26 protein-coding genes, 1 tRNA gene and 1 pseudogene are annotated in these 25,233 nt (G+C 49.3%); 17 read left to right on the forward strand and 11 right to left on the reverse strand.

Translation table 11 applies throughout. The features are described 5' to 3' along the window. Positions 1–2: 2 nt before the first annotated feature. Genes tpx through B0475_RS07605 form a run of 5 tightly spaced genes read right to left on the reverse strand, consistent with a single transcriptional unit; the run spans position 3 to position 3,611 of the window. On the reverse strand, positions 3–572 hold the full coding sequence (gene tpx / locus B0475_RS07585) for a thiol peroxidase (RefSeq protein WP_232781856.1): 570 nt from the start codon (positions 570–572) through the stop codon (positions 3–5). Positions 573–588: 16 nt separating this feature from the next. Then, positions 589–1,083, reverse strand: coding sequence for a SixA phosphatase family protein (locus B0475_RS07590; RefSeq protein WP_077411202.1), 495 nt, complete (start codon positions 1,081–1,083; stop codon positions 589–591). Then, positions 1,080–1,871, reverse strand: a complete 792-nt coding sequence (locus tag B0475_RS07595; protein WP_157892784.1) for an FkbM family methyltransferase — start codon at positions 1,869–1,871, stop codon at positions 1,080–1,082. Before B0475_RS07595 ends, B0475_RS07590 begins: the two co-directional genes overlap by 4 nt. Before the next feature lie 58 nt (positions 1,872–1,929). Beyond that, positions 1,930–2,514, reverse strand: coding sequence for a hypothetical protein (locus B0475_RS07600; RefSeq protein WP_077411296.1), 585 nt, complete (start codon positions 2,512–2,514; stop codon positions 1,930–1,932). 11 nt (positions 2,515–2,525) lie between these two features. Then, positions 2,526–3,611, reverse strand: coding sequence for an aromatic ring-hydroxylating oxygenase subunit alpha (locus B0475_RS07605; protein WP_198538158.1), 1,086 nt, complete (start codon positions 3,609–3,611; stop codon positions 2,526–2,528). 199 nt (positions 3,612–3,810) lie between these two features. Here B0475_RS07605 and B0475_RS07610 point away from each other — a divergent pair, with 199 nt between their 5' ends. The 3 genes from B0475_RS07610 (at position 3,811) to B0475_RS07620 (ending at position 8,007) form a co-directional block, all read left to right on the forward strand. Continuing rightward, positions 3,811–5,673 (forward strand): spondin domain-containing protein, encoded by a 1,863-nt coding sequence (locus B0475_RS07610; RefSeq protein ID WP_077411204.1) that lies wholly within the window; start codon positions 3,811–3,813, stop codon positions 5,671–5,673. 79 nt (positions 5,674–5,752) lie between these two features. Further along, positions 5,753–6,547 carry a response regulator transcription factor gene (locus B0475_RS07615; protein ID WP_077411205.1) on the forward strand — a complete coding sequence of 265 codons (795 nt, stop codon included), beginning with the start codon at positions 5,753–5,755 and terminating at the stop codon, positions 6,545–6,547. After that, positions 6,544–8,007: a sensor histidine kinase gene (locus tag B0475_RS07620; protein WP_077411206.1), complete on the forward strand. Its 1,464-nt coding sequence runs from the start codon at positions 6,544–6,546 to the stop codon at positions 8,005–8,007. The genes B0475_RS07615 and B0475_RS07620 overlap by 4 nt, the downstream gene beginning before the upstream one ends. A 4-nt stretch (positions 8,008–8,011) precedes the next feature. On the opposite strand, the gene B0475_RS07625 is transcribed toward B0475_RS07620, so the two are convergent. After that, complete coding sequence (locus B0475_RS07625) at positions 8,012–8,557, reverse strand: GNAT family N-acetyltransferase (RefSeq protein WP_077411207.1); 546 nt, start codon at positions 8,555–8,557, stop codon at positions 8,012–8,014. Between the two features lie 113 nt (positions 8,558–8,670). On the opposite strand from B0475_RS07625, the gene B0475_RS07630 reads away from it, so the two are divergent. The 5 genes and pseudogenes from B0475_RS07630 to B0475_RS07655 all read left to right on the forward strand — a co-directional run bounded on the left by B0475_RS07630 (position 8,671) and on the right by B0475_RS07655 (position 12,317). Continuing rightward, a complete protein-coding gene (locus B0475_RS07630) occupies positions 8,671–9,693 on the forward strand; it encodes an alkaline phosphatase D family protein (protein ID WP_077411208.1) in 1,023 nt (340 codons plus the stop codon). Between the two features lie 278 nt (positions 9,694–9,971). Continuing rightward, positions 9,972–10,664, forward strand: coding sequence for a hypothetical protein (locus B0475_RS07635; protein WP_077411209.1), 693 nt, complete (start codon positions 9,972–9,974; stop codon positions 10,662–10,664). A 343-nt stretch (positions 10,665–11,007) separates the two neighbouring features. Continuing rightward, positions 11,008–11,154 (forward strand): transposase, encoded by a 147-nt coding sequence (locus B0475_RS07640; RefSeq protein ID WP_077411210.1) that lies wholly within the window; start codon positions 11,008–11,010, stop codon positions 11,152–11,154. Positions 11,155–11,602: 448 nt separating this feature from the next. Then, a pseudogene (locus tag B0475_RS18040) lies at positions 11,603–11,785 on the forward strand (hypothetical protein); the annotation flags it as partial. A gap of 46 nt (positions 11,786–11,831) precedes the next feature. Further along, complete coding sequence (locus tag B0475_RS07655) at positions 11,832–12,317, forward strand: hypothetical protein (protein ID WP_077411213.1); 486 nt, start codon at positions 11,832–11,834, stop codon at positions 12,315–12,317. Positions 12,318–12,397: 80 nt separating this feature from the next. Here the strand turns inward: B0475_RS07655 and B0475_RS07660 are convergent. From B0475_RS07660 to ftsY, 4 genes are all read right to left on the reverse strand, one after another. After that, positions 12,398–12,473 (reverse strand) — tRNA-Phe (locus B0475_RS07660). 100 nt (positions 12,474–12,573) lie between these two features. After that, positions 12,574–12,846 (reverse strand): oxidative damage protection protein, encoded by a 273-nt coding sequence (locus tag B0475_RS07665; RefSeq protein ID WP_077411214.1) that lies wholly within the window; start codon positions 12,844–12,846, stop codon positions 12,574–12,576. After that, positions 12,833–13,834, reverse strand: a complete 1,002-nt coding sequence (mutY, locus tag B0475_RS07670; RefSeq protein ID WP_157892785.1) for an A/G-specific adenine glycosylase — start codon at positions 13,832–13,834, stop codon at positions 12,833–12,835. Before mutY ends, B0475_RS07665 begins: the two co-directional genes overlap by 14 nt. 23 nt (positions 13,835–13,857) lie before the next feature. Next, positions 13,858–14,898: a signal recognition particle-docking protein FtsY gene (gene ftsY / locus B0475_RS07675; protein ID WP_077411216.1), complete on the reverse strand. Its 1,041-nt coding sequence runs from the start codon at positions 14,896–14,898 to the stop codon at positions 13,858–13,860. An 81-nt stretch (positions 14,899–14,979) separates the two neighbouring features. Here ftsY and rsmD point away from each other — a divergent pair, with 81 nt between their 5' ends. The 9 genes from rsmD (at position 14,980) to B0475_RS07720 (ending at position 22,908) form a co-directional block, all read left to right on the forward strand. After that, entirely contained in the window at positions 14,980–15,525 is a 546-nt protein-coding gene (rsmD, locus tag B0475_RS07680; protein WP_157892786.1) for a 16S rRNA (guanine(966)-N(2))-methyltransferase RsmD, read from the forward strand. Beyond that, on the forward strand, positions 15,522–16,034 hold the full coding sequence (gene coaD / locus B0475_RS07685; RefSeq protein WP_077411218.1) for a pantetheine-phosphate adenylyltransferase: 513 nt from the start codon (positions 15,522–15,524) through the stop codon (positions 16,032–16,034). Before rsmD ends, coaD begins: the two co-directional genes overlap by 4 nt. A gap of 2 nt (positions 16,035–16,036) precedes the next feature. Continuing rightward, positions 16,037–16,288 carry a YfhL family 4Fe-4S dicluster ferredoxin gene (locus B0475_RS07690; protein WP_077411219.1) on the forward strand — a complete coding sequence of 84 codons (252 nt, stop codon included), beginning with the start codon at positions 16,037–16,039 and terminating at the stop codon, positions 16,286–16,288. Further along, on the forward strand, positions 16,285–17,940 hold the full coding sequence (ggt, locus tag B0475_RS07695) for a gamma-glutamyltransferase (protein WP_077411220.1): 1,656 nt from the start codon (positions 16,285–16,287) through the stop codon (positions 17,938–17,940). The genes B0475_RS07690 and ggt overlap by 4 nt, the downstream gene beginning before the upstream one ends. Before the next feature lie 202 nt (positions 17,941–18,142). Further along, the gene (locus B0475_RS07700; protein ID WP_077411221.1) at positions 18,143–18,988 is read left to right on the forward strand and encodes an MBL fold metallo-hydrolase; all 846 of its coding nucleotides are present in this window, start codon (positions 18,143–18,145) and stop codon (positions 18,986–18,988) included. A 2-nt stretch (positions 18,989–18,990) separates the two neighbouring features. Then, a complete protein-coding gene (locus B0475_RS07705) occupies positions 18,991–19,386 on the forward strand; it encodes an MAPEG family protein (RefSeq protein ID WP_077411222.1) in 396 nt (131 codons plus the stop codon). Positions 19,387–19,410: 24 nt separating this feature from the next. After that, positions 19,411–20,952: a tetratricopeptide repeat-containing sulfotransferase family protein gene (locus B0475_RS07710; protein ID WP_077411223.1), complete on the forward strand. Its 1,542-nt coding sequence runs from the start codon at positions 19,411–19,413 to the stop codon at positions 20,950–20,952. A gap of 80 nt (positions 20,953–21,032) precedes the next feature. After that, entirely contained in the window at positions 21,033–21,827 is a 795-nt protein-coding gene (locus B0475_RS07715; RefSeq protein WP_077411224.1) for a hypothetical protein, read from the forward strand. A gap of 82 nt (positions 21,828–21,909) precedes the next feature. After that, positions 21,910–22,908, forward strand: coding sequence for an adenosine deaminase (locus tag B0475_RS07720; protein WP_077411225.1), 999 nt, complete (start codon positions 21,910–21,912; stop codon positions 22,906–22,908). A 29-nt stretch (positions 22,909–22,937) separates the two neighbouring features. Here B0475_RS07720 and B0475_RS07725 read toward each other — a convergent pair whose 3' ends face one another. Then, complete coding sequence (locus B0475_RS07725; RefSeq protein ID WP_077411226.1) at positions 22,938–25,115, reverse strand: tetratricopeptide repeat protein; 2,178 nt, start codon at positions 25,113–25,115, stop codon at positions 22,938–22,940. Positions 25,116–25,233: the final 118 nt, after the last annotated feature.

A 25,233-nucleotide genomic window follows, 5' to 3' on the forward strand; every position in this document is an offset into this window, starting at 1 on the left:
GGTTAATCTGCCAATGCGGCCATGGCGGCATCATAATCCGGTTCATTAACCACATCGCTCACCAACTCACTGTAGACCACCTGATGGTTGGCGTCCAGCACCAGTGTTGCCCGGGCATACAAACCGGCCAGCGGCCCTGAGTTCATTTGCACTCCGTAGTGTTCAGCCAGGCTGCGGTGCCTGAAATCTGAACCGGTCACGGCATTGTCCACCCCTTCTGCCGCACAAAAACGATTCAGGGCAAATGGCAGGTCCATGGAAGCATATAGCATCACCACATCATCCCGGCCTGCGGCTTTCTGACTGAAGGTTTTCAGTTGTAAAGCACACACTGCGGTGTCGATGCTGGGAAAAATATTGAACACCACCTGCTTGCCTGCCAGGTCTGACAGACTGACTTCAGACAAGTCTGCTTTGACCAGTTTGAAATCAGGGGCGGCCTGTCCAACGGTGGGGAATTGACCGGTTGTATCGATGGGGTTACCTTTGAAGTTAATCTGGGCCATGACGTCCTCTGCAAGAAAAAACATCAGTATACTGCTGAGCTGATGCAACAACAAGCCCAATGGCATGCTGCAGACCTGCCGGTTACTTCAGCATCTTGGGTTTGAGAAAATGTTTCAGGGTGGCACCATTGGCAGACAGTGACGACCACTCGGGCACGGCTGCTTCCACACGGGCATAGGCACAGGTGGGCAAGTGCTCAAACGAATCATCAGTGAGGTGATCAATCACATCAGTGAAAGCCGGGTTGTGTCCTACCAGGGTGACTGCAGTCAATGAGTCATCCAATGATTCCAGAAAACTCAGAACAGCAGATGAACTGAAGGTGTAGAGTTCTGGTTCAATCACCCAGTCAATGCTGCGGCCACTGAGGGCCTCACTGATGCCAGCAATGGTTTGTTGTGCCCGGGTAGCCGCACTGCAATACACCTGTTGCCCCCGCCAACCCAAATCCCACAATGGCTCTGCCATCAAGGCACAATCCCTTCGACCCCTGCCTTTTAAAGGCCGCTTGAGGTCACTGAGCCGGGGATCATCCCAGCTGGATTTGGCATGCCTGATGAAGTGAATGACTTTCATTTGCCGGACGATGGATTGCGGCAAAAAATGTTGGAATGAGGCAGGGCCATTAAATCCGCAGCCGTCAGAGGCACCAGGGTTTCCTTATTCAGGATGCGATCAACCTGCTTAAAGTGAGTGAATACCCAGTCGGCAAAGACCTGTGGATCCTGAGCCCGCTGCCTGATGTGCCGGCCATTCCATTCAAAGATGACTTTAATCCCGGGGTTTTGCCGAATCAATTGCTCAGCACCTCTGAGCACGTAGGGCTCTGCTCCTTCGGTGTCAATTTTGATGAAATCCACCCGCTGACCAGCACACAAGTGGTCGAGGGTATTGGCTTGCACCTGACAATGATTCTGTGCCAGCCCTGACTGCACTGCTGTGACAATTCTCCCGGATCCATCGCGGTGACTGTTCCAGGTAAAGGTCAATTCAGCGGCCTCATCGTGAGCTGCCATTTGATGGGTATCAAAACGGCCGGCAAAACCATTGATGACAATGTTTTCTTCCAGCGTGCGATGAACATCCGGATTGGCCTCTATGGCAATGACTTTCCCCTGAGGGCCTGTCAGATGACCTGCCAACAATGACAGGAAGCCAATGTTGGCACCAGCATCAACCACCACATCTCCCGGTTTGATGTGTGCCTCAAACAGTGCACAAATGGCAGCTTCAATGATCCCATTGTCAATCAGGTTATAGGTATGAATATTGCGGGTATTGATGATGATTTTGCAGCCAAAGTAGGTCTTTGTCAGACCCATGTCTCCATGCAATTTGGCAAAACAGAATGGTGTTCGGTTCATTGAAGTGCGCGCGTTTGAATCATTGACCATTATACCAGCAACAGCAACAGCATCCTCATTAATCAGGGATGTTCAGATGCAACTCACTTAACAACTGCTGGTAGAGCAACACAGTCAGTGCGCCCAGACCAATCAACAGCAGCAGGCGATATTTAAGCCCATGTTTATGGTGTTTGTGACGATCTTTGTGGTGAGTTACATCAAGCATTTCATCACCAAAGTAAATGGATAAAAAAGTGCCCATTGCACTGATCACCAGCAGTCCCCAATAGGGATAAGGGTGCAGTAATATGGTTTTCAAAATGTGCGTCGCTGCGGTCTTTTCATAGTGTTCTGGCAGGTAATGAAGGGCCAGCACATTCAATGCCATGGCCAACAACCAGGTGATGATCTGCGTGGTCAGCATTTTGACTTTAAACAACAACCTCACCGGGAATGCCAGAATAAAACCGCCATCCGCCACTGGGGTACACAGCACAAAAAAACTCCAGGTCAGCAGCGCCACCCAAAGTCCATCGGCCGCCCCATATTGATGACTCAGGTAGAAAAAATAGCCTATCAACAAGGATAGTAAACCGATGAACTTCCACAAGGTTTCATGGTGTGTGGCGTGTTGATGACTGAATGGGGGTTGCCGGGTCATGATTTGACTGTTCACTTTGAATTGAGCAGTTGCCGGTAGGCCGTGCGCACCAATTCCTGAAAATGCCACACCGCCTGTTCCCTTTTATAACACAACTGGCCCTGGTGGTAACTGCCTGAGTCCAGGCCTTTTTGTACCGCTTCACAGATCATGATGTCCTCATCCTGTACCTCGTCACTGAACGCCAGGTCTTGTTTGATGAAGTCCTCTCGGCCATCAAATTCCGGATAGAAATAATCAAAGATGACCCGTGTCTGGTTGTTTTTCATGGGCAACACCTGATTGGTTTGCAACCGATTGGGCAAGATGTTGAGCATGGTGTTTGGGTAAATGAAATAATAGTGGGCCTGGCCTTCGCCATAAAAATCACCACCCTGATCCAATGGGCTGAACTGGTATGAATGCCATTGACTGAGTTCTGTCTGGTAGCTTTTGTAGTCCAGCAATTGGTTCAGACCGGGATGTACATGGGGCAAATGATAGCCTTCCAGGTAATTTTCCACATACACCTTCCAGTTACAATTGATGATGAATTCATCCCGGCGTTGAAACGTCATGTTGCTCAGCTCTATTGGTTGAATGCGATCTTCGATGCCTGTAAACAGCTCAGAAATCGGCGGCACATCGGCTTGTAATGCAATGAATACCAAGCCTTGCCAACTGTCCAGCCTGACTTCCGGCAAGCGGTGATCACACACATCAAAACCAGCAGTGGTGTGCATTTCAGGAGCACTTTTCAGTTGGCCATTGAGGTGATAATTCCAACCATGGTATTTGCACATCAGGGTTTTGGCATGGCCGTTTTCAAAGGCCAGTGGTCCTGCGCGGTGCCGGCACACATTGTGAAAAGCCCTGATTCCTTCACCCGTATTGACCACAATGACTGGCTGACCGGCCACTTCATGCACCACATGGTCACCGGTCCGTTGCAGTTGACTCAAGTGAGCCACCAATTGCCAACTGCGGTGAAACACCGCCGTCTGATCCACCGCATCACCGACACCAGACTGATAAGCGGCAGCTGGAAAACTCATGGCGGTGACGGATGCTTCAGCTGTGGATATGTGTCGCAGATAATCACGTGTGGTTCGTTGCATGACTGAAAGGCCGGATCAAGTATTTGTATTGTAAATGATTCAACCCACAGACACCATCACCTGACAATGGTCTGACAAAAGGCAAGGGATTGATTGAACACGTTACCGGAATTGAATAAACCGTTTTGAAATCGTGATACTTTTGTGAGAATTGATCAGCACAATGGAGCCTCAATGATTAATAACAGAGGAGTCAACCATGAAACCCATTCGTTCTATCCGGGCGTTGCTGATGCCAGCAGCGCTGTTCTTGTCAGCTCAGTCCCAGGCCCTGGAAGTCCAGGTCAAAGTGGAAAACCTCAGCCCTGAAGGCGGCTTGTATTTTACGCCATTGTGGGTTGGTTTCCACGACGGTTCTTTTGATCTTTATGACCGTGGTGCCGCCGCTTCTGGAGGTGTTGAGCGGTTTGCTGAAGATGGTGATTTTGGCGCACTGATGACCGAGTTTGCCGGTACCGGCGGTTTGGATGCAGTTATCCTGAACCCTGAAGGCTTTGCCGGAGCTCCGGTTTTTGATCCCGGCCAAGCCAGCTATGAAACTTTTGACCTGGATCCGGGAAGCCATCAGTTCTTCAGCTATGGCGCCATGATCCTGCCCTCCAATGATGCCTTTGTTGCCAATGGTGATCCAATGGCTCATCGCTTGTTCGATGATGAGGGCAACTTCACCGGGCCGGTGTCTTTTGTGGTCTATGGCAGCGATGTGCTTGATGCCGGAACAGAAGACAACACCGAAACTGATGCGGCTTTTTTGAATCAATCAGCACCTGATACGGGAGTCAGCACAACTGATGTGGTTCAATTACACCCGGGATTCAATGGGTCTGTAGGAAACCCATCGGGCACACCAGTGAATATCCTCGGAGCGATGGTTCCTCCAGGCACCACCATCGACCAAGAATTGGGTGATTTCACCCGTGGTGTGGTTCCCATCATGCGTGTCACTATTCAAAACAGCCTGACACCAGTGAGGGTCTCCATCAAGAACCAGGCACCAGCCGGCGGGGTTTATCTGACACCAGTTTGGCTGGGGTTTCATGACGGTTCCTTCGACAGTTTTGATGTCGGCGAAACAGCATCCTCAGGCATAGAACGCATGGCTGAAGATGGCGATTTTTCTGAGCTTGCCAATGATTTTGCAGCTGCCAATGCAGGCATCGGCGAAGTGATTTTCAATCCAGAAGGATTTCCCGGGGCACCATTATTTGACCCTGGTTTTAGTACCACGACCATGCTGTACCTGGACACCAGTCAGCAACGATACCTCTCTTATGCCGCCATGTTGTTGCCTTCAAACGATGCTTTCATCGCCAATGACCGCCCCGATGCCTATGCCTTGTTTGATGAACAGGGCGAATTCGCCGGACCAGTCAGCATCAACATCAGTGGCAATGATGTCTGGGATGCCGGAACCGAAGCCAATACCGAAAGTCAGGCAGCCTTTTTTGACCAAAGCGCACCTGATACCGGCGAAGCGACTGTCGAGCTGATCACAGCTCACCCTGGATTCAATGGCTCTTTTGGCCATCCGACTGGCACCCCACAGGTCTTTCTTGGTGGCACCAATGGCCCAGGAATTGAGTTTGATGAAACCGCTGCCGATTTTTCCATTCCGGGTAGCCAGGTGGCAAGCATCCGTGTGTCCAGAGCAGTCGATGGCGGTCACAGTGGTTCATGGTACAACCCTGCACGAGATGGTCAGGGGCTGGTACTGGACATCACCGCCGACACCGATGGCACAGGTATCCGGGCCATGGTTTCCTGGTACCACTACACGGCGGATGGATCAGGTGAGCAGCTGTGGCTGGTAGGTGTTGGGCCAGTGATTGATGACACCGCAGTGGTGGAACTGATGGTCACTGAAGGTGCTCAATTTGGCGATGCCTTTGATGCCGCTGATGTGCAACGAACCCGTTGGGGTCAGGTGCGCATCCGCTTCACTTCTTGTACCAGCGCAGAATTGTCTTACGATTCAGTACTGCCGGGGTATGGATCCGGCAATGAGGATCTGGTCAGGCTGACTGCCGGCCCGGCCGATTTCACCGGCGCCTGTCAACTCTGATTTGACCCACTGGCATCAGGACCCCGTTGTCCTGGTGCCGGTTTTTTTTAACTGCCACCCCATCTTTTTGTGATCAATCATGACTTTTTCCTTTCATATACATCAACACCAGCCATCTGATAACAATCGTTCCGGGGAGGACAGTCAAGTGCCAGCCAAACACATCTTGGTGATTGAAGACGAAGTCGACATCGCGCAATTGATTCACATACATTTATCTGAAGTTTGCCAACAGGTGCAATTGGTCCATGATGGCGAACAAGGCCTGAAGATGGCATTACAGAAACACTGGGATGTGATCATTCTGGATCTGCGATTACCCAAAATCGATGGACTGGAAATTTGCCGGCAAATCCGCAATCAGAATCAATATGTTCCCATCTTGATGCTGACTGCCAAATCCACTGAACTGGACCGGGTGCTGGGCCTGGAACTGGGTGCTGATGATTACCTGACCAAACCCTTCAGTGTGATTGAGCTCACTGCCAGGGTGAAAGCCCTGTTGCGGCGTTTCGCTGCCAGCCAGGGTAATCAACAACCATCAGCAAACCGACCATTGAGTTTTTCCGGACTTGACATTGATGCCGATCGTCGCCAGGTTCATGTGCATGGCAAAGAAGTGCGTCTGACCGCCAAAGAATTTGATTTATTGTGGTTTTTTGCCAGCCATCCTGACAAAGTATTCAACCGCAATCAACTGTTGGACCAGGTTTGGGGATATGGCCACGATGGTTACGAACACACGGTCAATTCACACATGAACCGGTTGCGTACCAAAATTGAGCGTGACAGTGCTCACCCCAGGTATATCAAAACCATTTGGGGTGTTGGCTATCAGTTCATTGCCAGTCAATCAGCCGGATCTCAACCATGAAGTCCCTGAAACAGCGTTTGTCGCTGACCCTGATGTCATTGTTTCTGGTCATTGGCCTGATCCTTGCATACATCACCCGCCATGCGTCGGTGCAATTCAACCTGGAGATGACCCAACGGTTGAATGGCTCCATCGCCATGTATGTGGCTGCTGAAGAGCAACTGATTGCCAATGGCCAGGTAAATCAGGCAGCCATCCAGCGGTTGGCTGAACGGGCCATGGTAATCAACCCCACCGTTGAGGTCTACCTGCTGGACACAGCCGGTCGCATACTGAGCCATAACCTGCCAGCTGATGTACCCTTGGCCGGGCACATACCTCTGGCACAGATCAATGAGTTCCTCCAACCAGAATCCCACCGGCCACTGGTGAACCTGGATCCCCGCAGCCCTGCCACTGCCAAAGCATTCTCTGCTGCAAAAGTGACCCACAACGGGCAACATCAGGGCTATGTGTATGCCATTCTCGGTGGCCAGGCCTATGAAACACTGGCCAATGACCTCAGCAAAAACTTTGTCCTCAGTGTCGCCCTGGCCAGTATGCTGGCCGTTTGGATTCTGGGTTATCTGGTGGCATTGCTGGTGGTCAACAAGCTGACCAATCCATTGACTGCATTGACCCGCAAAGTCCGTCAATTTGAACAACAAATGACCGGCAAACCCGTCAGCCAGCTACACATTGGGGATGAAATACAGGCACTGGATGCAGCTTTTGGCCACATGCAGGATAAAATACAGTCACAGGTCAAAAGTATCCAGGCTGCAGATCAAAACCGTCGCGATCTGATCACCCACGTTTCACACGACCTGCGCACGCCATTGGCAGCCATTCAGGGATACATTGACACTTTACTGGTTAAGGACCGGGAATTTGATGAAGAGCAGCGTGCCCGCCACCTGAGCACTGCCAGCAAACACTGTCAGCGGTTGAACTCCCTGATCCATGATTTGTTCGAATTGTCAAAGCTGGATGCCCTGGCAGTGACACCTCAGATTGAAGCATTTTCCCTGTCAGAATTGATGCAGGATGTCAGCCTTGAATTCAAATGGCTGGCGCGACAAAAAAACATCGCCCTCAAAGTTGACTTGTTTGCCGGGCCCTGTGTGGTCAGGGCCGACATTGGTCTGATGCAACGGGTATTGGAAAATCTGATCAGTAACGCCATCCGTCATACCCCTGAGGATGGACAGATCTGGCTTCGCCTGGTAACCACAGATCAACAGTTTAAAGTCATCATCAAAGACACCGGAAGAGGCATCAGCAATGCCGAACTGCCTTATATTTTTGACCGCCTGTATCAGGGCCAAAACACCGCCAGCCGTGCTGATTCATCAACCGGCCTGGGGCTGGCCATTGTGAAAAAAATCATGGACCTTCACCAGTTAAAAATCAAAGTCATCAGCCAGTTGGAAAAAGGCACTCAATTTTCATTCAACATACCACAAGCCAGATTGAGTTGAATGATCAGGCCTGATTGGCCTGACAACCGTAGTAGACCACCACCTCATCACCCAGGGGATCTTTGTACAAATCTGTTTTCAAGTATTGCATGCCCAATTTTTTCATGATGGCAATTGAGGCATTGTTATCTGGCATGGCCAGGGCTGAAAAACAGTCGGCGTGGCCGCTTTCAGCCAGGGCGTTCATCACAGCCCTGGCAGCTTCGGTGCCAAAACCCAGCCCCCAGGCTTCCCGCTTGAAGCGCCAGCCAAGTTCCAGATTCTGCCATTGAGGGTTGTCACTGAAAAAACCCATTGGCCTGACCAGTATCCAACCGATGAAAACCTGATTGTCCTGCCTGGTGACTTTCCACAACCCCCAACCTTTACTGGCATTGGTGTATTGAGCCATGCGTGGTAAAAAAATGGCTTCTACATCTTCCCGACTGGTCATGTGGCCGCCATTGATGTAGCGCATCACCTCCTTGTCCTGGTCCAGTTCATACAACAGTTCAGCATCCTGCGGCCCCATCAATTCATAAGTCAATCTGGCTGAGTTGGGTAATTTCATGGCGTCTCTCCGTTCTTTATTCGCTTGCTATGACCCAATGATTGTAACCGATTGTCATCAATTTGACGCCATCGCATGGTAGGATATGAGGCATATTATGATCCATTGAACCCATGAACAAAACCCTTCTTTTCAGCGGCTTTTTGTTGAGCACGCTCGCCAGTTGTGGCTACCAAACCAAACCTGTCAGTGAGCCACTTGATGTGATCGCCTTTGGTTCCTGCAACAAACAAGACCATGCACAAACCTACTGGCAACACATTCAATCACACCATCCAGACCTGTGGATCTGGTTGGGTGACAACATTTATGCTGACACCCATGACATGCAGGTCATGCAAGACAAATATCAACAACAGCGCAACAACCCTGACTACCAGCAATTCGTTTCTGAAGTACCGGTGATCGGCACCTGGGATGACCATGATTACGGAATGAATGATGGCAACCGTGATTATGCGAAAAAAACAGCTGCCAAAGCCCATTTCATGGATTTCATGAACATCCCCTCCAATCACCCCATGGCAGCCAGGGACGGTATTTACCACAGTCGCTTGTATGGTCAGCCTCCCCATCAAATCAAAGTCATTCTGCTGGACACCAGAACATTCCAGGATCCGCTGGCCAAAACGCCTAAAGGCAGTCAGCGAAACTATGTGACCAATCATTCCGGTTCTTTATTGGGTGACGAACAATGGCAATGGCTTGAAAAAGAACTGCGTCAATCAAGCGCACAAATCAATGTGGTTGCTTCCAGCCTGCAAGTCGTTGCAGAAGACCATAAGTATGAAATGTGGGCTAATTTTCCCAATGAACGCAAACGATTGCTCAACTTATTGGTGAGCAGCCAGGCCAATACCCCCCTGATCCTCAGTGGTGATCGCCACCTGTCCGAGGTATCTCAGATCAAATGGCAGGGCCAATTGATCACCGATGTCACTTCAAGCGGGTTAACCCATTCTTTTTCCGGAAACTGGGAAGAAAATAGCCACCGAGTGGGCAGGTTGATCACCGACGAATCCTACAGCGTGCTTTTTGTAGACTGGCCATCCTCGGTGTTAACCATCCAACAATTGGGGATGAATCAACAGCTTCTGAATGAAATACAACTGCCTCTGACTGTAAGAATGCAGTAACAAGCAAATGAGCAACCCGAATCCAGACCAATTAGCCAACGGACATAAGCCCTCGCCCGAAGCAAGTCACTCTCGACCTGCACTAAAACAACCAAACCTGCGACAAGTTTGGCCACAATACCCATAAATGGGCTACCTTAGCCGGTTTCAGAGAAGAAAAAACTGCTTTAACCTGTCAAAACATCAGACACCACTAAAGTATAGCTTGCCAACGCAGTTGTTTTTAATTACTGTGTAATGGGGAAATGTTAACTTTAACTTTATACGGTGAAATATAAATGAACAAATCATTCTTTTTGATATTACTTATTACATGCTCATTCATTGTCAGCGCACAAAACGAAAAAGCGGGTGGACAAGTTGGTCAGGGACCGAGTGTCCGTGGCGGCGGACTTGTGGCTGACCCAAGTTTCGAAGCTGGCACGCCAAACGCTTTTTGGAATGAGTTTTCTTCAAATTTTGGCACCCCTATTTGTGATGCCGGCGGTTGCGGCGTTGGCGGCGGTACCGGAGCCAACACAGGAACTTTCTGGACCTGGTTTGGGGGCCTCACTGGTGCGGTTGAGGAAGGCAGCGTTTCGCAATCCATCACCATACCCCCTGCCGGAACAGTGACCCTGAGTTTTGCTTTTGAATCTGCCAGTTGTGACGGCACAGGTTTCATGGAAGTACTGATCAACTCATCAGACCAGGTGTTTTTCATTGACCAGACCGATCCTTCCTGCGGTGTTTTGGGTTATCAAACCATCAATGTTGACCTCACAGCCTACCAGGGGCAAACCGTAGATCTGGAGTTTCATTCCATCACCCAGGGTGATGCCAATGTGAACTTTTTCATCGATGACATCGACGTCATTGCTGCAGGCAGCCCTCCGCAACCAAGTATCCCTGTACCAACATTGGGCATCTTTGGTTTACTGGCCTTGTTGTTACTGGTGGTCTTCATGTCCAGGAAGAAACTGCGACAGTAAGCACTCCATAAAATTGAACCAAAAAAAAGCGCCTCCTGGCGCTTTTTTTCTTCCTCATTGAGCTGAATTATTCAAACCCGTGGGCAAAAATCACATCTGATTCAAAACCGTTCTCGAAGATGACCCCTGCAATCGGACTGACTGACTCAGCCAACTGCAAGGCAGCCGGCGCATTGATCCTGCCGTAGCCCAATTCAAGTGACCGTCCAGGCGAACCTGGATCGTGATTGTAGTCATACCCACCGACCTGATCCGCTGATTGGTTGATGATGTCTGGTAAGGCCTGAGAATTGTAGACACTTTTTATGGTAAAAATAGTAACTTAACCATACGAGTTTAATCAATGATCAGAGGTATCCGATATACCGATGAATTCAAACAAGAAGCAGTCAACCAAGTGGCCAACTACGGCTACAGTGAGATCGATGTCAGTGGCCGTCTTGGCATTTCAACCAAGAGTCTTTATGATTGGATCATGAAATTCAAGTAAACCCAAGAAAGTAGGGAGCAAGAAGCAGATTTTAAGGCCCAAGTTGCCACACTCAAGCGAGAACTCAAACGAGCTGAACAACCTGGATTGACGGTTCTCAGTCGACCAACCAAACCAATGGTGGGTCAGTAACATGACAAACATTCACCCGTGAAAACTTTTTATTTTTTGGCTTTGATGAAGGATTTGTTTGCCAGGAACTTCGTTGGCTGGGCCATGGGCTCCATGGATGACTTCAGACTTGGTTCATGATGCTTTAACCATGGCGTATTAGAGCTGAAACCGGAAGACAAAGTGATGCTCCATTCTGACCAGGGCTCACAATACAGCAGCAGAATGTGCACTGACATTTTGAACATTGAGCCCAGCATGTCACGCCGAGGTAACTGTCATGACAATGCAGTGGCTGAGAGTTTCTTCAGCAACCTGAAGAAAGAAGTACAAAAGCCGTGCTCAGGCACGGGCAGATGTGTTTAACTACATAGAAATGTTCTATAACCCAAAACGCCTTCACACCAATAATGATCGAGTTGCAACAACGGTTTATGAACAGATTTTTTTGAAAACCAAAAGAGTGTCCAGGAAACTCAGGCCTTACCAGTTAATCATTATTTTTTGCTTTATACCCTGAAGATCGCATGTTCAAAATGACACAAAAACCACTCGAATAAACAGCCATGAACAATGAAGAAATTAAGAAATTTAATGAAAAAAAATACTTTAAGTTATTTTTAAAAGAACTGGGCCAAAGTACCCAATGTAAATCCATTAAGAATGGTGAAGCATTAAAATCCGAACTAGATATTATCTGCGAATTTGCTGACGGTTCCATAAGAGGATTTGAGCTGACAGAATGTATGGATCAAAACGCAAGGCATGACCTTGAAAAGCATTCCTATTCCAGTGAGGATATACCTTCCGGCGGCGGGACAGGCAATATAAAAAGAATTGTTGCCCAAAAACTGAGTAAAACTTATACACCTGATTTACCAATCGAGTTACTTGTATACTCCGATCAATTATCTTATCTAAATTTTTCAGGCGCAAAACATGAGTTATTGGACCAAGGCGGATTTGAGCGAGGTCAGTTCGAAAAAATTTGGCTGATGTTTGTCGGTGAGGAAACGGGATTGATATATGAAAGGGGTGTTGACTGTTGCTAATCACAGTCTCAAATCAACAAAATGACAACATTAAGCCAGAGTCATCAAGACAGATGAGATTGATATTAAAGGCTTTAAAATGGTGCCCGGAGGCGGAATCGAACCACCGACACGGGGATTTTCAATCCCCTGCTCTACCGACTGAGCTATCCGGGCTTACCAGATTGAGACGGGTCGTCTCAGAAAGAACGCGAATTATAATAACGCGTTCTGTATGTGTCAAACCTTTATTCAAAGATTATTAAATTTCCAATCTTCAGTCATCATCTTCGGGTGCATAGCCTTGCGGTCTGACATCCTGATTATCAAACAGGAAGGCCACCATTTTCTCCTCAATGATGCTCCGATGATCAGGGTCAATTGGCGAAAAGTGATTTTCATTGATGATCATGGTTTGCAATGCCAGCCATTCCTGCCAGAACTTCAGACTGACCTGTTGCTGGATGCGTTGTCCCAGTTCTCCGGGATACGGAGTGTAGGGAATGGGTTCCTGATCTGCGCCATATTTCAGGCAATTAATGGTTGTCATGTTGTTCCAGTATGTGATTGAGTGCTTTGGGGTGAGGCCATTTTACCAATTGTTGACGAGAAACCCAATCAACCGGTTCATCAACTTCCCAGTCATTGGCCAAATAAACGTGGATTTGCAATAACCGGTGCGTCAACCGATGGGTCAGGGTGAATATTTTACGAGCCGAAGTGGTTACTTCACTCAATGCCTGTTGTGAGTCAAAAGTTGGTAAAAACCACATGCTGGCCCAGATCCCTTTGCTTGTTCTTTGCAGCAAAGCCAATTGTCCACCTCGCTCAAACAATAAACAATGCAACTCAACCTCCCTGGCCCTGACCGGTTTTTTCTTTTGCGGATAGGCCGCCACCACATCACTGGCCAGTGCCTGACAGGAATTGCTGACCGGGCAACGGTCACATTGTGGTTTGTGTTTGGTACACAACGTGGCACCCAGGTCCATCAAACCTTGTGTGTAAGCAGCAGGTCGTGCGGTTTCACGGTGTTGTTCGGCCAGTTGCCAAAACCGTTTCAGGGTGGCACTTTTATTGGGTTCACCAGCCACCAAAAAATGTCTGGCGAAGACCCTTTTGACATTGCCATCCATGATTGGCTCAGCTTGTTCATAGGCCAGTGAGAGAATGGCTGCTGCGGTAGATCGACCAATCCCGGGTAATGCCATCAAGGCTGTCAGGTCAGCAGGTAATTCTCCCTGATGCTGTTCGACACATATCTGTGCAGTGCGGTGCAGGTTCCGGGCCCGGTTGTAATAGCCCAGCCCTGACCACAAGGCCATCACCTGTTGTTCATCCGCTGCGGCCAGCTCCTTCAGGTTTGGGATGGACTTGATAAAACGCTGAAAATAATCCAGCACTTTGACCACCTGGGTTTGTTGCAACATGATTTCAGACAACCAAACATGATATGGGTTGCCACCTTGCCAGGGCAGGTTTTTGCGGCCGTGCAGATCATACCAGCTGACCACAGACTGGCTGAATGACGAGCTCAAAGGTGAACCTTCAATGACACGACTTATTCAATGATCGCATCAACAAACTCTGCAGCACGATAGGGTTTCAGGTCAGAGGATTTCTCCCCCACGCCGATGTAACGAACCGGAATACCAAATTCCTGAGCCAGGTTAAACAAAACCCCGCCTTTGGGGGTTCCGTCCAATTTGGTGATCACCACACCAGTGAGTTGATTGGCGTTGTTGAATTCACGAACCTGGGATATGGCATTTTGCCCGGTTCCTCCATCAATCACAATCAGGGTTTCGTGCGGCGCTGATTCATCACTTTTACGAATGACGCGGGAAATCTTTTCCAATTCCTGCATCAGATTGGCCTGGGTATGCAAACGACCAGCGGTATCAGCAATCAGTACATCCATCTGTCTGGCAGTGGCTGAATTCATGGCATCGAATATCACCGAAGCGGCATCAGCACCGGTGTTTTGTGCCATCACTGGAATGCCTTCACGCTCACCCCAGGTTTTCAATTGCTCAACAGCCGCTGCCCGGAAAGTGTCTCCGGCGGCCAGCATGACTTTCTTGCCTTGTGACTTAAACTGCCTGGCCAGTTTCGCAATGGTGGTGGTCTTACCCACTCCATTGACTCCAACCACCAGAATCACAAACGGTTTTTTGGCCTCATCAATCACCAACGGTTGTTCAACCACCTGTGCCAGATTGGTGAGCTGTTCACGCAACGCTGCCAGGACTGCATCAGAGTCTGAAAGGTTGCGCCGCTTGAGCGATTTGCGGACTTTTTCCAGCACATCCATGGTGGCAGCAGCGCCCACGTCAGCCATCAGCAAGGTGGTTTCCAGTTCCTCAAACAAGTCTTCATCAATTTTCTTCTTCAACGCAAACAACTGTTTCATTTTCTGACCAAAATTGGCCTGGGTTTTACCCAGTTTTTCGTTCAATTGTTCTGTGTCCTGTGCTGGCTGGCTCCCAGCCATTGTTTCGGCTGACTGGTCATGGGCTTGTTCTGCTGCCGTTGAATCAACCGATGCGGTGTCTGCAGGTTGTTTTTCGGGCTGGTTTTTTTTCTTAAAAAACTTAATCATGGGTTATCTGATGAGGAATTCCGTTAAAATATGGCGCATATTCTACCAAATACAAGGCACACTGATAAATCATATCTGACCATGGGACATGTACGCATCACTGGTGGCATTCACCGTTCGAGAAAAATAGCCGTAGACGATCAACCCGGGCTGCGCCCCACATCTGATCGTTTGCGTGAAGTCCTGTTCAATTGGTTGGGACATGACCTGACCGGCTGGCAGGTGCTCGACCTGTATGCCGGATCAGGCATCCTGGGTTTTGAGGCTGCTTCCCGTGGCGCAGCTACTGTGACTCTGGTTGACAACAACCGGCAGGTCATCGGCCGCCTGACTGACCATGTGGCTTTGTTAAACCTCGACGCTGTGGACATTCATCAGACCACGGCAGGAAACTTTGTCCGCAACAGTGGCAAAACATACAACCTGATCTTTCTTGATCCACCTTTTGACAGCGATGAAATGAGCCAAATCAGTGTTATAATTGACCCGCTGACTCAAGCAGGAACTTTACTCTACCGCGAGTTTGGTACCACGCAGAATCCCGAAGCGATGGATGAGACACACTGGAACCTGATCAAGTCGAAACAGTTGGGTCAGGTAAAAACAGAACTTTGGCAAAGAAAATGACACAACACACCACAAATCACCAACACAACATCGCCATTTACCCGGGCACCTTTGATCCCATCACCAATGGCCACGCTGACCTGGTAAAACGTGGCGCCAACATATTTGATGAACTGGTGGTGGCCATCGCCGACTCCCGGCGCAAAGGCCCCCTATTCAGCCTGGAAGAACGCATCGCCATGTCATCTGAAATCCTGGCCCACATTCCCAATGTCAGGGTGGTGGGTTTTGATACCTTGCTGGCAGACTTTGCCACTGAAATCGGTGCCAATGTGATCCTCCGTGGACTGCGCGCGGTATCTGACTTTGAATATGAGTTTCAGCTGGCCAGCATGAATCGCCACCTGATACCCAAGATCGAAACCATGTTCCTCACACCCACCGAACAGTACAGCTTCATTTCTTCGTCACTGATCAAAGAAATTGCCATGCTTGAAGGCGATGTGTCCAAGTTTGCTCACCCGTTGGTTCAGGAAGCCCTGAACCAGAAGTTTGCGGAGCGCAGCTGACCATGTCATTGATCATCACTGAAGAATGCATCAATTGTGATGTGTGTGAACCGGTGTGCCCCAATGAGGCGATCTACATGGGACCGGAAATTTTCGAAATCAATCCAGACTTGTGCACCGAGTGTGTGGGCCATTTTGATGAACCGCAATGTGCAGAAATTTGTCCGGTTGAATGTATACCGAAAGATCCCGACAACGAAGAAACCCACGATGAGCTGATGCTCAAATACAAAAAACTGACGGAACAACTATGAAACACATCATCCTGCTTCTGCTGATCACTCAGATCAGTTTTGCCAAAACCCCTGAACAAGCTGCCATTGCCAGCGCCCACCCATTGGCCACTGAGGCCGGGCACCGGATTCTGGCTCAGGGCGGCAACGCCTTTGACGCAGCGATCGCTGTCAGCGCCACCCTGGCGGTGGTTGAACAACAAAGCTCAGGCATCGGCGGAGGAGCCTTTTGGCTGCTGCACCGTGCCAAAGACGGTAAAAACGTGATGATCGATGGTCGCGAGGAAGCCCCGGCCAAAGCCCATGCCGACATGTACCTGAATGAAGCAGGTGAAGTCAACCGGGATCTGGCTCTGAATGGTCCACTGGCAGCTGGCATACCGGGCGAAATAGCCGGCTTCGAGCACCTGGCCATCCACTACGGACGGTTGCCATTGTCTGCTTCTTTGCAGCCAGCCATTGAAGCCGCTGAACAAGGTTTCAAAGCCTATCCCAGACTGATTCGGCACATCGAACGCAAGCAAAACATCCTGCGCCGTTATCCGGCTTCCATGGCCGTATACCTACCTCAGGGAACAGTCCCTGAAGTTGGCGACCTGATCGTACAGCCTGATCTGGCCAAAACCCTTCGTGCGGTGGCCGAACATGGCAAGGCCGGATTCTATGATGGAGAAATCGCCCGCCTGATGGTTGATGCGGTACAACAAAGTGGTGGCATCTGGACTCTGGATGACCTCAAATCCTATACCGTTAAAGAACGTCAGCCGATCACCACCACCTACCATGGCCACACACTGATTACTGCGGCCCCTCCCTCATCTGGAGGCATAGCCATCGCCACCATCTTGAACATCTTGTCCGCCTGGGACCTGACAGACATGGACCGTGCCCAGCGCATACACCTGGTCACTGAAGCCATGCGTCGTGCCTACCGGGACCGCAGCATCTATCTGGGTGACCCTGATTTTGTGGAGATTCCCACACAATTGTTGACCCATCCTTATTATGCCGAAGGACTGAGGGCCGGCATCAATCCGGACAAAGCCACACCATCAGACTTATTACCAGGTATCGGTGATGTCCCCAAGGGGGAAGACACCACACATTTTTCCATCATTGACACCGAGGGCAATCTGGTGTCTGCCACATTGACGGTCAACACTGGCCTCGCCTCAGGCTTCATTGCAGCGGGTACCGGGGTGCTGCTGAACAATGAAATGGATGACTTTTCAGCCAAGCCTGGCGAACCCAATGCCTTTGGCCTGATCGGTGATCAGGCGAACAAAATTGAACCCAAAAAACGCCCGCTGTCGAGCATGTCACCGACTTTCGTGTTTTCTGATGACCAGGTGGCCGTACTGGGCACCCCGGGTGGCAGCCGCATCATCACCATGGTGCTGCTTGGCCTGCTGGATTTCTTCGACGGCCATCCGGTGGATTCATGGGTCAGCAAACCCAGGTATCATCATCAATACCTGCCAGATCGGTTGTACACAGAAAAAGACGCCTTCAGTCCTGAACTGATCAGCCAGTTGGAAGCCAAGGGTCACGAGGTGCGGGCATCCAAAGGCACCTGGGGCAACATGCATGCCGCTTACTGGAATAGACAAACCGGTGAAGTGACTGCATCCAGTGACCCCAGGACCACCACCGGCTCGGCTGTGGTGAAATAAAACCACTGAACAGGTTTGCTCTGAAAGAATTGATGACTGAATCACCAGCCGGTTGAATGCCAAGACCGTCATACCCGCATTCGGTTATGCCCATCGCGCTGATGTGCCGCCATTCATGCATCATGATCACTCAATTGTGTTCACTTGCTTGTACAGTGGATTCATTTAAACACATTGATATTGATTGAGTTAAAATCTCAGCATGAAACTATATTCTGTAGAAGGCAACCGTCAGAAACTGGATGCCGGGGCGATGTTTGGAAATGCTCCGAAAGCCCTGTGGTCCCGCTGGGTTGAAGTGGATGAACACAACCGCATGGAACTGGCTTGTCGCGGATTGCTGGCCATCGGCCTCAATGGCAAGAATGTGCTGTTTGAAACCGGCATTGGCAATTTTTTTCCCCCAAAAATGAAAGCCCGTTTCGGGGTTTATGAATCCGGTCATGTCTTGCTGAAATCACTGGCTGCTTTGGGCTTACAACCTGCTGACATCGATGTCGTGGTACTGAGCCATCTGCACTTTGATCATGCCGGTGGCATGTTAAGTGAGTGGCAGGAAGACCAGCCTTACCAGCTGGTTTTTGATCAGGCAGAATACCTGGTGGGCGCTGAACATTGGCAGCGCGCGCTCAAACCACACCCAAGAGACCGCGCCTCATTCATACCAGAGTTGCATGAACTGCTGCAAGCATCAGGCAGATTGCAGCTCGTCCACGGCCCACATCATGAATCGCTGGGCACAGCAGTGAAGTTCACGTTCACCGAAGGTCATACGCCGGGGCTGATGCATGCCCAGGTGGCAGATTTGGTGTTTGCCGCTGACCTGATTCCTGGTGCTGCCTGGGTGCATGTACCCATTTCCATGGGTTATGACCGTTTTCCAGAACAATTGATCGATGAAAAAGCCATATTCCTGAGCAATGCAGTGAAGCATGATCAACGATTGTTTTTTACCCATGATCCAGAATTCCCGGTGGCCGGGGTGCAATGTACTGATGGCCGATACTCAATCACCCATCCAGCCAGACAATTGTCTGAGGAGTTATAAATATGTTACTGATTACCGGCTTTTACGCCGCCCTGCTTGCCCTGATCATCCTGTGGTTATGTTACCGGGTGGTGGTATTCAGAAGAGTCAAGAAAATAGAGATCGGCGATGGCGGTGACGATAAAGGCATCCGCCACATCCGCGCCCAACAAAATGCCGTTGAATACATTCCCATCGTGGTGTTACTCATGGCTACCTACGAAATGAACCAGGGCAACAGTTATCTGTTACACGGCATTGGCATTGCCATGGTGATTGCCCGATTGATGCATCCATCGGGCTTTGTCAATAAAAAAGGCGTCAGCTTTGGTCGTTTTTATGGCACTGCACTGACCTGGTTGTGTTTGCTTGTTCTGGCCATTGCCAATGTCTGGGCATTCGCCAGTGCGATGATCTGAATAGCGCACTGATCTGATCACAGCATGCAAAACAGTCACCAAAAAATCACCGACCTGATCAACCAGGGCAAGCCAGCGGTTGCGCTGAAAAAACTCAAGTCACTGGTTCGTAAAATGCCAGCCAATGCAGAACTGGAACGCCTGCAGGGTGTGGTGCACATCCAGCTGAACCATATGGCGTTGGCGGAAAAGCATTTATTGAAAGCCCGTCGGTTGGCACCAGGCAATGCGGCGGTATGGATCAACCTGGGCAGTTTGTATAAATTAAACAAACAGTTTGCCCAGGCAGAATCCTGCCTGCAAGAGGCCCTCAACATCAGTCCCAATCACGTTTCAGCCTGGTTCAACCTGGCCAATGTTTACCGGGAATCTGAACAATGGGATCAAGCCGCCTCTGCATATCAGCAGGTCATTGATCGTCAACCCAATCACCTCAATGCACTCTATTCCCTGGGCGTGATGAGCAAAAACCTGGGGCATATTGAGCAGTCCATTGATTACCTGCACCGTGCACTGAACATTGATCCTTTCCATCAACAGTCTTACCTGGCACTGGCCAACCTGAAAAAATATCAGTTTTCAGCAAACGAAGCCGGGATGATCAGCCAGATCATTGATCAACACCAGGATTCGGAGGTCATAGAATTGTTGTTTGCACAGGCACAAAACCTGGAACACCAACGCCGTTACGAAGAGGCATTTGCCATGTTGCAAAGAGCCAATCAAGCCAAATACCAATCACTGAACAGGGTCCCATTCGACTGGCCAGGCTATACTCAACAGGTCATCAGTACGTTCTCCACGCCATCTGCACATGCACAGGACACAACTCGTCCGGCCACAGAACCCAATCCTTTATTTGTGGTTTCACTGCCACGATCCGGGTCAACCCTGATAGAACAAATCCTCGCTTCTCACTCACGGGTTTTTGGTGCCTCGGAACTGACCACTTTTCCTGACCTTATCAAACGCCTGGAACAACAACACCAAACCGATTATCCGGCGGTATGGAAACAATGCAGTGCTGATGACATGAATAAAGTGGCCATGGCATACCAACAAAAAATCAATGCTTACGGTTTGGAGCATGCCTATGTCACAGATAAAAGCCTGATTAATTTTAATTACGTTGGCAGCATCCTTGAAGTACTGCCAAAGAGCAAAATCATCCATTGCGTCAGACACCCCATGGACGTTTGCCTCAGTTGTTACAAGCAGTTGTTTGCATCAGGACAGGAATACAGTTATGACCTGACTGAACTGGCCGCCTATCACCGTCATCACGAGCAGATCATGGCGCATTGGAAAAAATTGTACCCTTCACAAATTCTGACGGTCAGATACGAAGAAGTGGTCGCAGATACCCGTAAACAAATAGAAATTTTACTGAGCTATCTGGGGCTTGATTGGGAGGATGCCTGTTTGCAATTCCATCAAACTGAACGCATGATCAAAACGGCCAGTGCTACTCAGGTTAAACAAAAAATCAACCGTGAGGGCGTACAAAGATACAAAAAATACGGAAAATCAATGAAAGAACTTGAAAAATTGTTAAATTATGCTTGATGTCACAGTTTAGATAAATACAATGCTTTAATGAGTAGTCATACTACCCTTAAATTATAAAAACCCTGTTTGGAGGAAAAATGAAAATCAATCAATTAAGAAAAGCCATGGCGCCTTTCCTGTTAACTGCTTCTGCAGTGGCTGGAGCTCAGCTTGTTGATCAGGCCGGCGTTAGCGGTAGCCCAGCTGATGTACCATTTGGCGGGCCTGTCGTACTTTATGATCAAACCGGTCAACCACCATCTGGAAATGGTGCCCCTGATCAAAATTTCGAAGCGGCCTTTGACGCCTATGACGCCATTGTTGCAGATGATTTTGTAGTCACTGACCCCAACGGCTGGAACATTACTCAGGTTTCTTCTGTGGGAACTTATTCAGTAGCTGGTCCTGCCGCAGGCGTGAGTATTTCTTTCCATGCTGATCTTGGCGGTTCACCTGACCCAACTCCGGTTGCAGGTTGTAGTTTTCCAAGTGTGGTTCCCACAACTGACACCACAGGTTCTTTTGTGATTGATCTCGGAGCTGGTTGCGACCTGCCTGCAGGTACTTTCTGGATGGCACAACAAACTGATTTGGACTTTGCTGGCGGTGCCGGTGGACAACATTTCTTTTCAAACACCCAAACTGTAACCGGTGCTGAAGGCCATTGGATCAACCCAGGTGACGGTTTTGGTTCAGGTTGTACCACATTCCAACCAGCTGGTAGTGTTTGTGGCGTAGGCGGCGGTGGCACCACTGACTTCCTGTTCTCTGTATCAGGATCGGTCCTGGCTCCTACACCAGCATTGCCTGTACCTGCAGCCAATTGGTACGGTATGGCACTGTTGTTATTGGGAATGGGCTTCTTTGGCCGCAGATTCCTGAAAAACAACTGATTCAGTCCATAACAACTGAATACAAAAGGCACCTTCGGGTGCCTTTTTTCATTGATACCCTTCATTGAGTACAGAAACCACCATGAAAACAACCTTGATCAATCAATTACCCAAAGCCGAATTGCACATGCACATTGAAGGCAGTCTCGAACCTGAGTTGATGTTTGCCCTGGCCGAACGCAATGGCATCACCCTGCCCTATGAATCAGTGGATGCCCTCAAAGCCTTATACGACTTTAACAACCTGCAGGAATTTCTCGACATTTATTATGCTGGTGTCAGTGTGTTGCAAACCGAACAGGATTTTTATGACCTGGCCTGGGCCTATCTGGAAAGGGCCAAAGCCGATCATGTGGTGCACACCGAAATTTTCTTTGACCCCCAGTCACACACCGACCGTGGCATTGCTTTTGATGTGGTGATCAATGGTTTGCATCAGGCATTCAGTGACGCTCAGCAGGAGCTGGGAATCAGTTTTCATGTCATTGCCTGTTTCCTGCGCCATCTGCCTGAGCAGGATGCGCTTGATCTGTATCCTGAGATAGTCAAACACCGAGATAAAATCATCGGCATAGGACTGGATTCTTCAGAACTGGGACACCCACCCGAAAAATACCAACAGGTCTTTTCTCAGGCAAAGAAAGATGGTTTCAAAGTGGTGGCTCATGCCGGTGAAGAGGGCCCTGCAGATTATGTCAGACAAGCCATTGAGTTGCTGAAAGTTGACCGCATTGACCATGGCAACCGTTGTCTTGATGACGGAGAGCTGACCAGACAGATTGCTGAAAGCGGACTGGCATTAACGGTCTGTCCATTATCAAATCTGAAGCTTAAAGTGGTCAGCGACCTGCAAGAACATCCCATCAAAGACATGCTCGCCAAAGGCCTGATCGCCACCCTGAATTCAGATGATCCGGCTTACTTTGGCGGCTATGTGAATGACAATTTTCAGCAACTGGCTGCTGCGGTTGGGTTAGACAATGATGAAATCATTACCCTGGTGGAGAACTCTTTCAGAGCCAGCTTCCTGCCTGAGTCTGTCAAAGAAGCCCACATCAGTGCTGTTCAGGCGTTCAGATAATACCTGTTATCCTGATTGATCAGCTGTCATTAATTAAACGCCAGCACCCGCTGGCGTTGTTGTTGCAGCTCATATTCATAAAGACCCACAAACTCCTGAGTAAAGGGGGTATTGATGACTTCTTTAAGCATCGGCAAATGACTGCCCTGCCAATACCCACGACTGCCTCCTTTCTTGTATTCATTATAGAATAACTGAGCAGATTCGATGTATTGACCTTCCGCTGCTGCTACCATGGCGCGATTGAAGTTGCTGTTCAAATCGGGAAATTCAGCCATCATGGCTTTGAGTTCATTCAATACCCGGGCTGCCACCTCAGCTTGCTCGGTGACCTGCCACAACCAAACCATGTTGATGGCGCTGTCAAAATTATCCCTGTTCACCTGAAAGTCGTCTGGGTCTCCGGCAGCAAACAGTTTCAGGTAATTTTCGATGGCCTGCTCATTATGGCCCAGAAGCATCTGGTTAAAAGCCAGGTTCCCCAGGTAGTTTTTGTTATCCGGGTTTCGCTGCCAGGCCGCAGCAAAGCGATCCACCGCGTTTTGATATTGTCCCTGGTACATATCAAGAGAGGCCTGAACATAAATCAATTTCTCATAACCTGGTGATTGCAACCTGATCTCATCGATGGTGGATTGCGCCTGTTCGGTCAGCCCCAGGTCCACATACATCGAAGCCAGTTCGGCTTTCCTGGAAACATTACCGGGGTCCTTTTTGATGGCGATTCTTTGCCACCTGATGGCTTCATCCAACTCCCCCTGATTGGAATAAACCGCGGCTTTGCCGCCAGCAGCTCCGGGGTAGTCAGGCACCAGCTCAATGATCCGGTCATACTGTGCAAGGGCATCTTTATGCCGCCCCTGTTCGGACAGAATCGATGCAATGTTTGATTGTATCACCGGCGAAATGGGGTCCAGATTAACCGCTTGACGATACATATCCAGGGCTTGTTCTTTGTTCCCAAGACGACTGAGCAAGTTGCCATACCAATGATAGGCAGTTGGATAATTCGGATTGAGTTCCAGGGCATGTTGGAAGGCATTTTGTGCTCCTTCAAGATCACCTTGCTCAGCCAGGTAATTGGCTCGACTGGTGTGTGCCTCAGCCAATGATGGATCAAGCTGCAGGGCCTGATCAATCAAAGGTTCTGCATTGGCCAACATTTCGGCCCGAGTGACATCACTGTAGTCATTCAACAAACTCCAGGCGTCTGCCTGTCCCACATACGCCAGGGCATATTCAGCATCCAGTTCTGTGGCTTTTTGAAACAGGCTCAATGCCTGATATAGTGATTGACTGTTGCGGGTCAGCAATCGTTGCCGACCTGCCAAATAGGCATTGTACGCATCGAGATTGTCAGTTTGTTGCTTACCCAACGACTGCACTTCTGCGTCTGTCAGACGAGCTTTGAGGGCATTTGCGATTTCCTGTGAGACTTCGGTTTGAATCTGAAAAATATTACTTGCGGTCAGCTCCCGGTTGTAGGTTTCAGCCCACAACGGTTCTTCAGTCATTGCATCAACCAGTTTGACATTCAGTCGCACTTGATTGCCAACCCGCTGGACCCCGCCTTCAACAATGTGGGCCACACCAAGCCTCCCGGCTATGTCAACGATTGGCATGTCTGTGCTGTGGTAATTCAACACCGAAGTTCTGGAAATCACTTTCAACGCAGATATTTTCGACAATGAGGTGATCAGGTCATCATGAATGCCAACCGTGAATGGTTCATTGTCTGCGGTGTTGGCCACATTGGTAAAGGGTAATACAGCGAGGGATTTTTCATCGATGTCGGTATTGGCGATGAATGACAACGGTTCTTCGGTCACCGGCTCATCAATCACAACTTCCTGATCTTGAGGGTCATCACTCCAATGCTGCCAAAGGCTCATCACCCCAACCACGACCAACACCCCAAGCGTCACATAATCGAGTTTTTTCGCCGTCCGTTGTTCATGGGCTTCATCTTTGATGACATCCCGGTCGCGTTTGATGCCATCGGGGGTCATTTCAAAGGCCCAGGCAAACAGAATGGTGGGAATTAATCCAAGCAACACCAAAGCCATCAGTAAGCGATTGGCACTGGCTTCCAGTTCCAGGGCTTCAAACACCACATCACCAACTTGTAACAACAACCAGCCAATCACCACATAAGCGGCAGTGACCCGAAACACATTTCGTCGTTTTAATTCCTGGAAAAAACTCATCAGCGCATTGTAAGCCGATTAACCGGCATTTATCAATCTTTGCTCAACGGAGTCCACTCAGATCGTGGCTGGGCAACTGGTTCATTGAGTCACATTCAGAAAAAAAAACGGCGCCAGA

The sequence above is a fragment of the Marinicella sediminis genome (assembly GCF_002000055.1).
Classification (GTDB): Bacteria; Pseudomonadota; Gammaproteobacteria; order Xanthomonadales; family Marinicellaceae; genus Marinicella; species Marinicella sediminis.

Coding starts and splice junctions, on each gene's coding strand:
- tpx (WP_232781856.1), bottom strand. CDS start 572: ATGCCATTGGGCTTGTTGTTGCATCAGCTCAGCAGTATACTGATGTTT.
- B0475_RS07590 (WP_077411202.1), bottom strand. CDS start 1,083: ATGAAAGTCATTCACTTCATCAGGCATGCCAAATCCAGCTGGGATGAT.
- B0475_RS07595 (WP_157892784.1), bottom strand. CDS start 1,871: ATGAACCGAACACCATTCTGTTTTGCCAAATTGCATGGAGACATGGGT.
- B0475_RS07600 (WP_077411296.1), bottom strand. CDS start 2,514: ATGACCCGGCAACCCCCATTCAGTCATCAACACGCCACACACCATGAA.
- B0475_RS07605 (WP_198538158.1), bottom strand. CDS start 3,611: ATGCAACGAACCACACGTGATTATCTGCGACACATATCCACAGCTGAA.
- B0475_RS07610 (WP_077411204.1), top strand. CDS start 3,811: ATGAAACCCATTCGTTCTATCCGGGCGTTGCTGATGCCAGCAGCGCTG.
- B0475_RS07615 (WP_077411205.1), top strand. CDS start 5,753: ATGACTTTTTCCTTTCATATACATCAACACCAGCCATCTGATAACAAT.
- B0475_RS07620 (WP_077411206.1), top strand. CDS start 6,544: ATGAAGTCCCTGAAACAGCGTTTGTCGCTGACCCTGATGTCATTGTTT.
- B0475_RS07625 (WP_077411207.1), bottom strand. CDS start 8,557: ATGAAATTACCCAACTCAGCCAGATTGACTTATGAATTGATGGGGCCG.
- B0475_RS07630 (WP_077411208.1), top strand. CDS start 8,671: ATGAACAAAACCCTTCTTTTCAGCGGCTTTTTGTTGAGCACGCTCGCC.
- B0475_RS07635 (WP_077411209.1), top strand. CDS start 9,972: ATGAACAAATCATTCTTTTTGATATTACTTATTACATGCTCATTCATT.
- B0475_RS07640 (WP_077411210.1), top strand. CDS start 11,008: ATGATCAGAGGTATCCGATATACCGATGAATTCAAACAAGAAGCAGTC.
- B0475_RS07655 (WP_077411213.1), top strand. CDS start 11,832: ATGAACAATGAAGAAATTAAGAAATTTAATGAAAAAAAATACTTTAAG.
- B0475_RS07665 (WP_077411214.1), bottom strand. CDS start 12,846: ATGACAACCATTAATTGCCTGAAATATGGCGCAGATCAGGAACCCATT.
- ftsY (WP_077411216.1), bottom strand. CDS start 14,898: ATGATTAAGTTTTTTAAGAAAAAAAACCAGCCCGAAAAACAACCTGCA.
- rsmD (WP_157892786.1), top strand. CDS start 14,980: ATGGGACATGTACGCATCACTGGTGGCATTCACCGTTCGAGAAAAATA.
- coaD (WP_077411218.1), top strand. CDS start 15,522: ATGACACAACACACCACAAATCACCAACACAACATCGCCATTTACCCG.
- B0475_RS07690 (WP_077411219.1), top strand. CDS start 16,037: ATGTCATTGATCATCACTGAAGAATGCATCAATTGTGATGTGTGTGAA.
- ggt (WP_077411220.1), top strand. CDS start 16,285: ATGAAACACATCATCCTGCTTCTGCTGATCACTCAGATCAGTTTTGCC.
- B0475_RS07700 (WP_077411221.1), top strand. CDS start 18,143: ATGAAACTATATTCTGTAGAAGGCAACCGTCAGAAACTGGATGCCGGG.
- B0475_RS07705 (WP_077411222.1), top strand. CDS start 18,991: ATGTTACTGATTACCGGCTTTTACGCCGCCCTGCTTGCCCTGATCATC.
- B0475_RS07710 (WP_077411223.1), top strand. CDS start 19,411: ATGCAAAACAGTCACCAAAAAATCACCGACCTGATCAACCAGGGCAAG.
- B0475_RS07715 (WP_077411224.1), top strand. CDS start 21,033: ATGAAAATCAATCAATTAAGAAAAGCCATGGCGCCTTTCCTGTTAACT.
- B0475_RS07720 (WP_077411225.1), top strand. CDS start 21,910: ATGAAAACAACCTTGATCAATCAATTACCCAAAGCCGAATTGCACATG.
- B0475_RS07725 (WP_077411226.1), bottom strand. CDS start 25,115: ATGAGTTTTTTCCAGGAATTAAAACGACGAAATGTGTTTCGGGTCACT.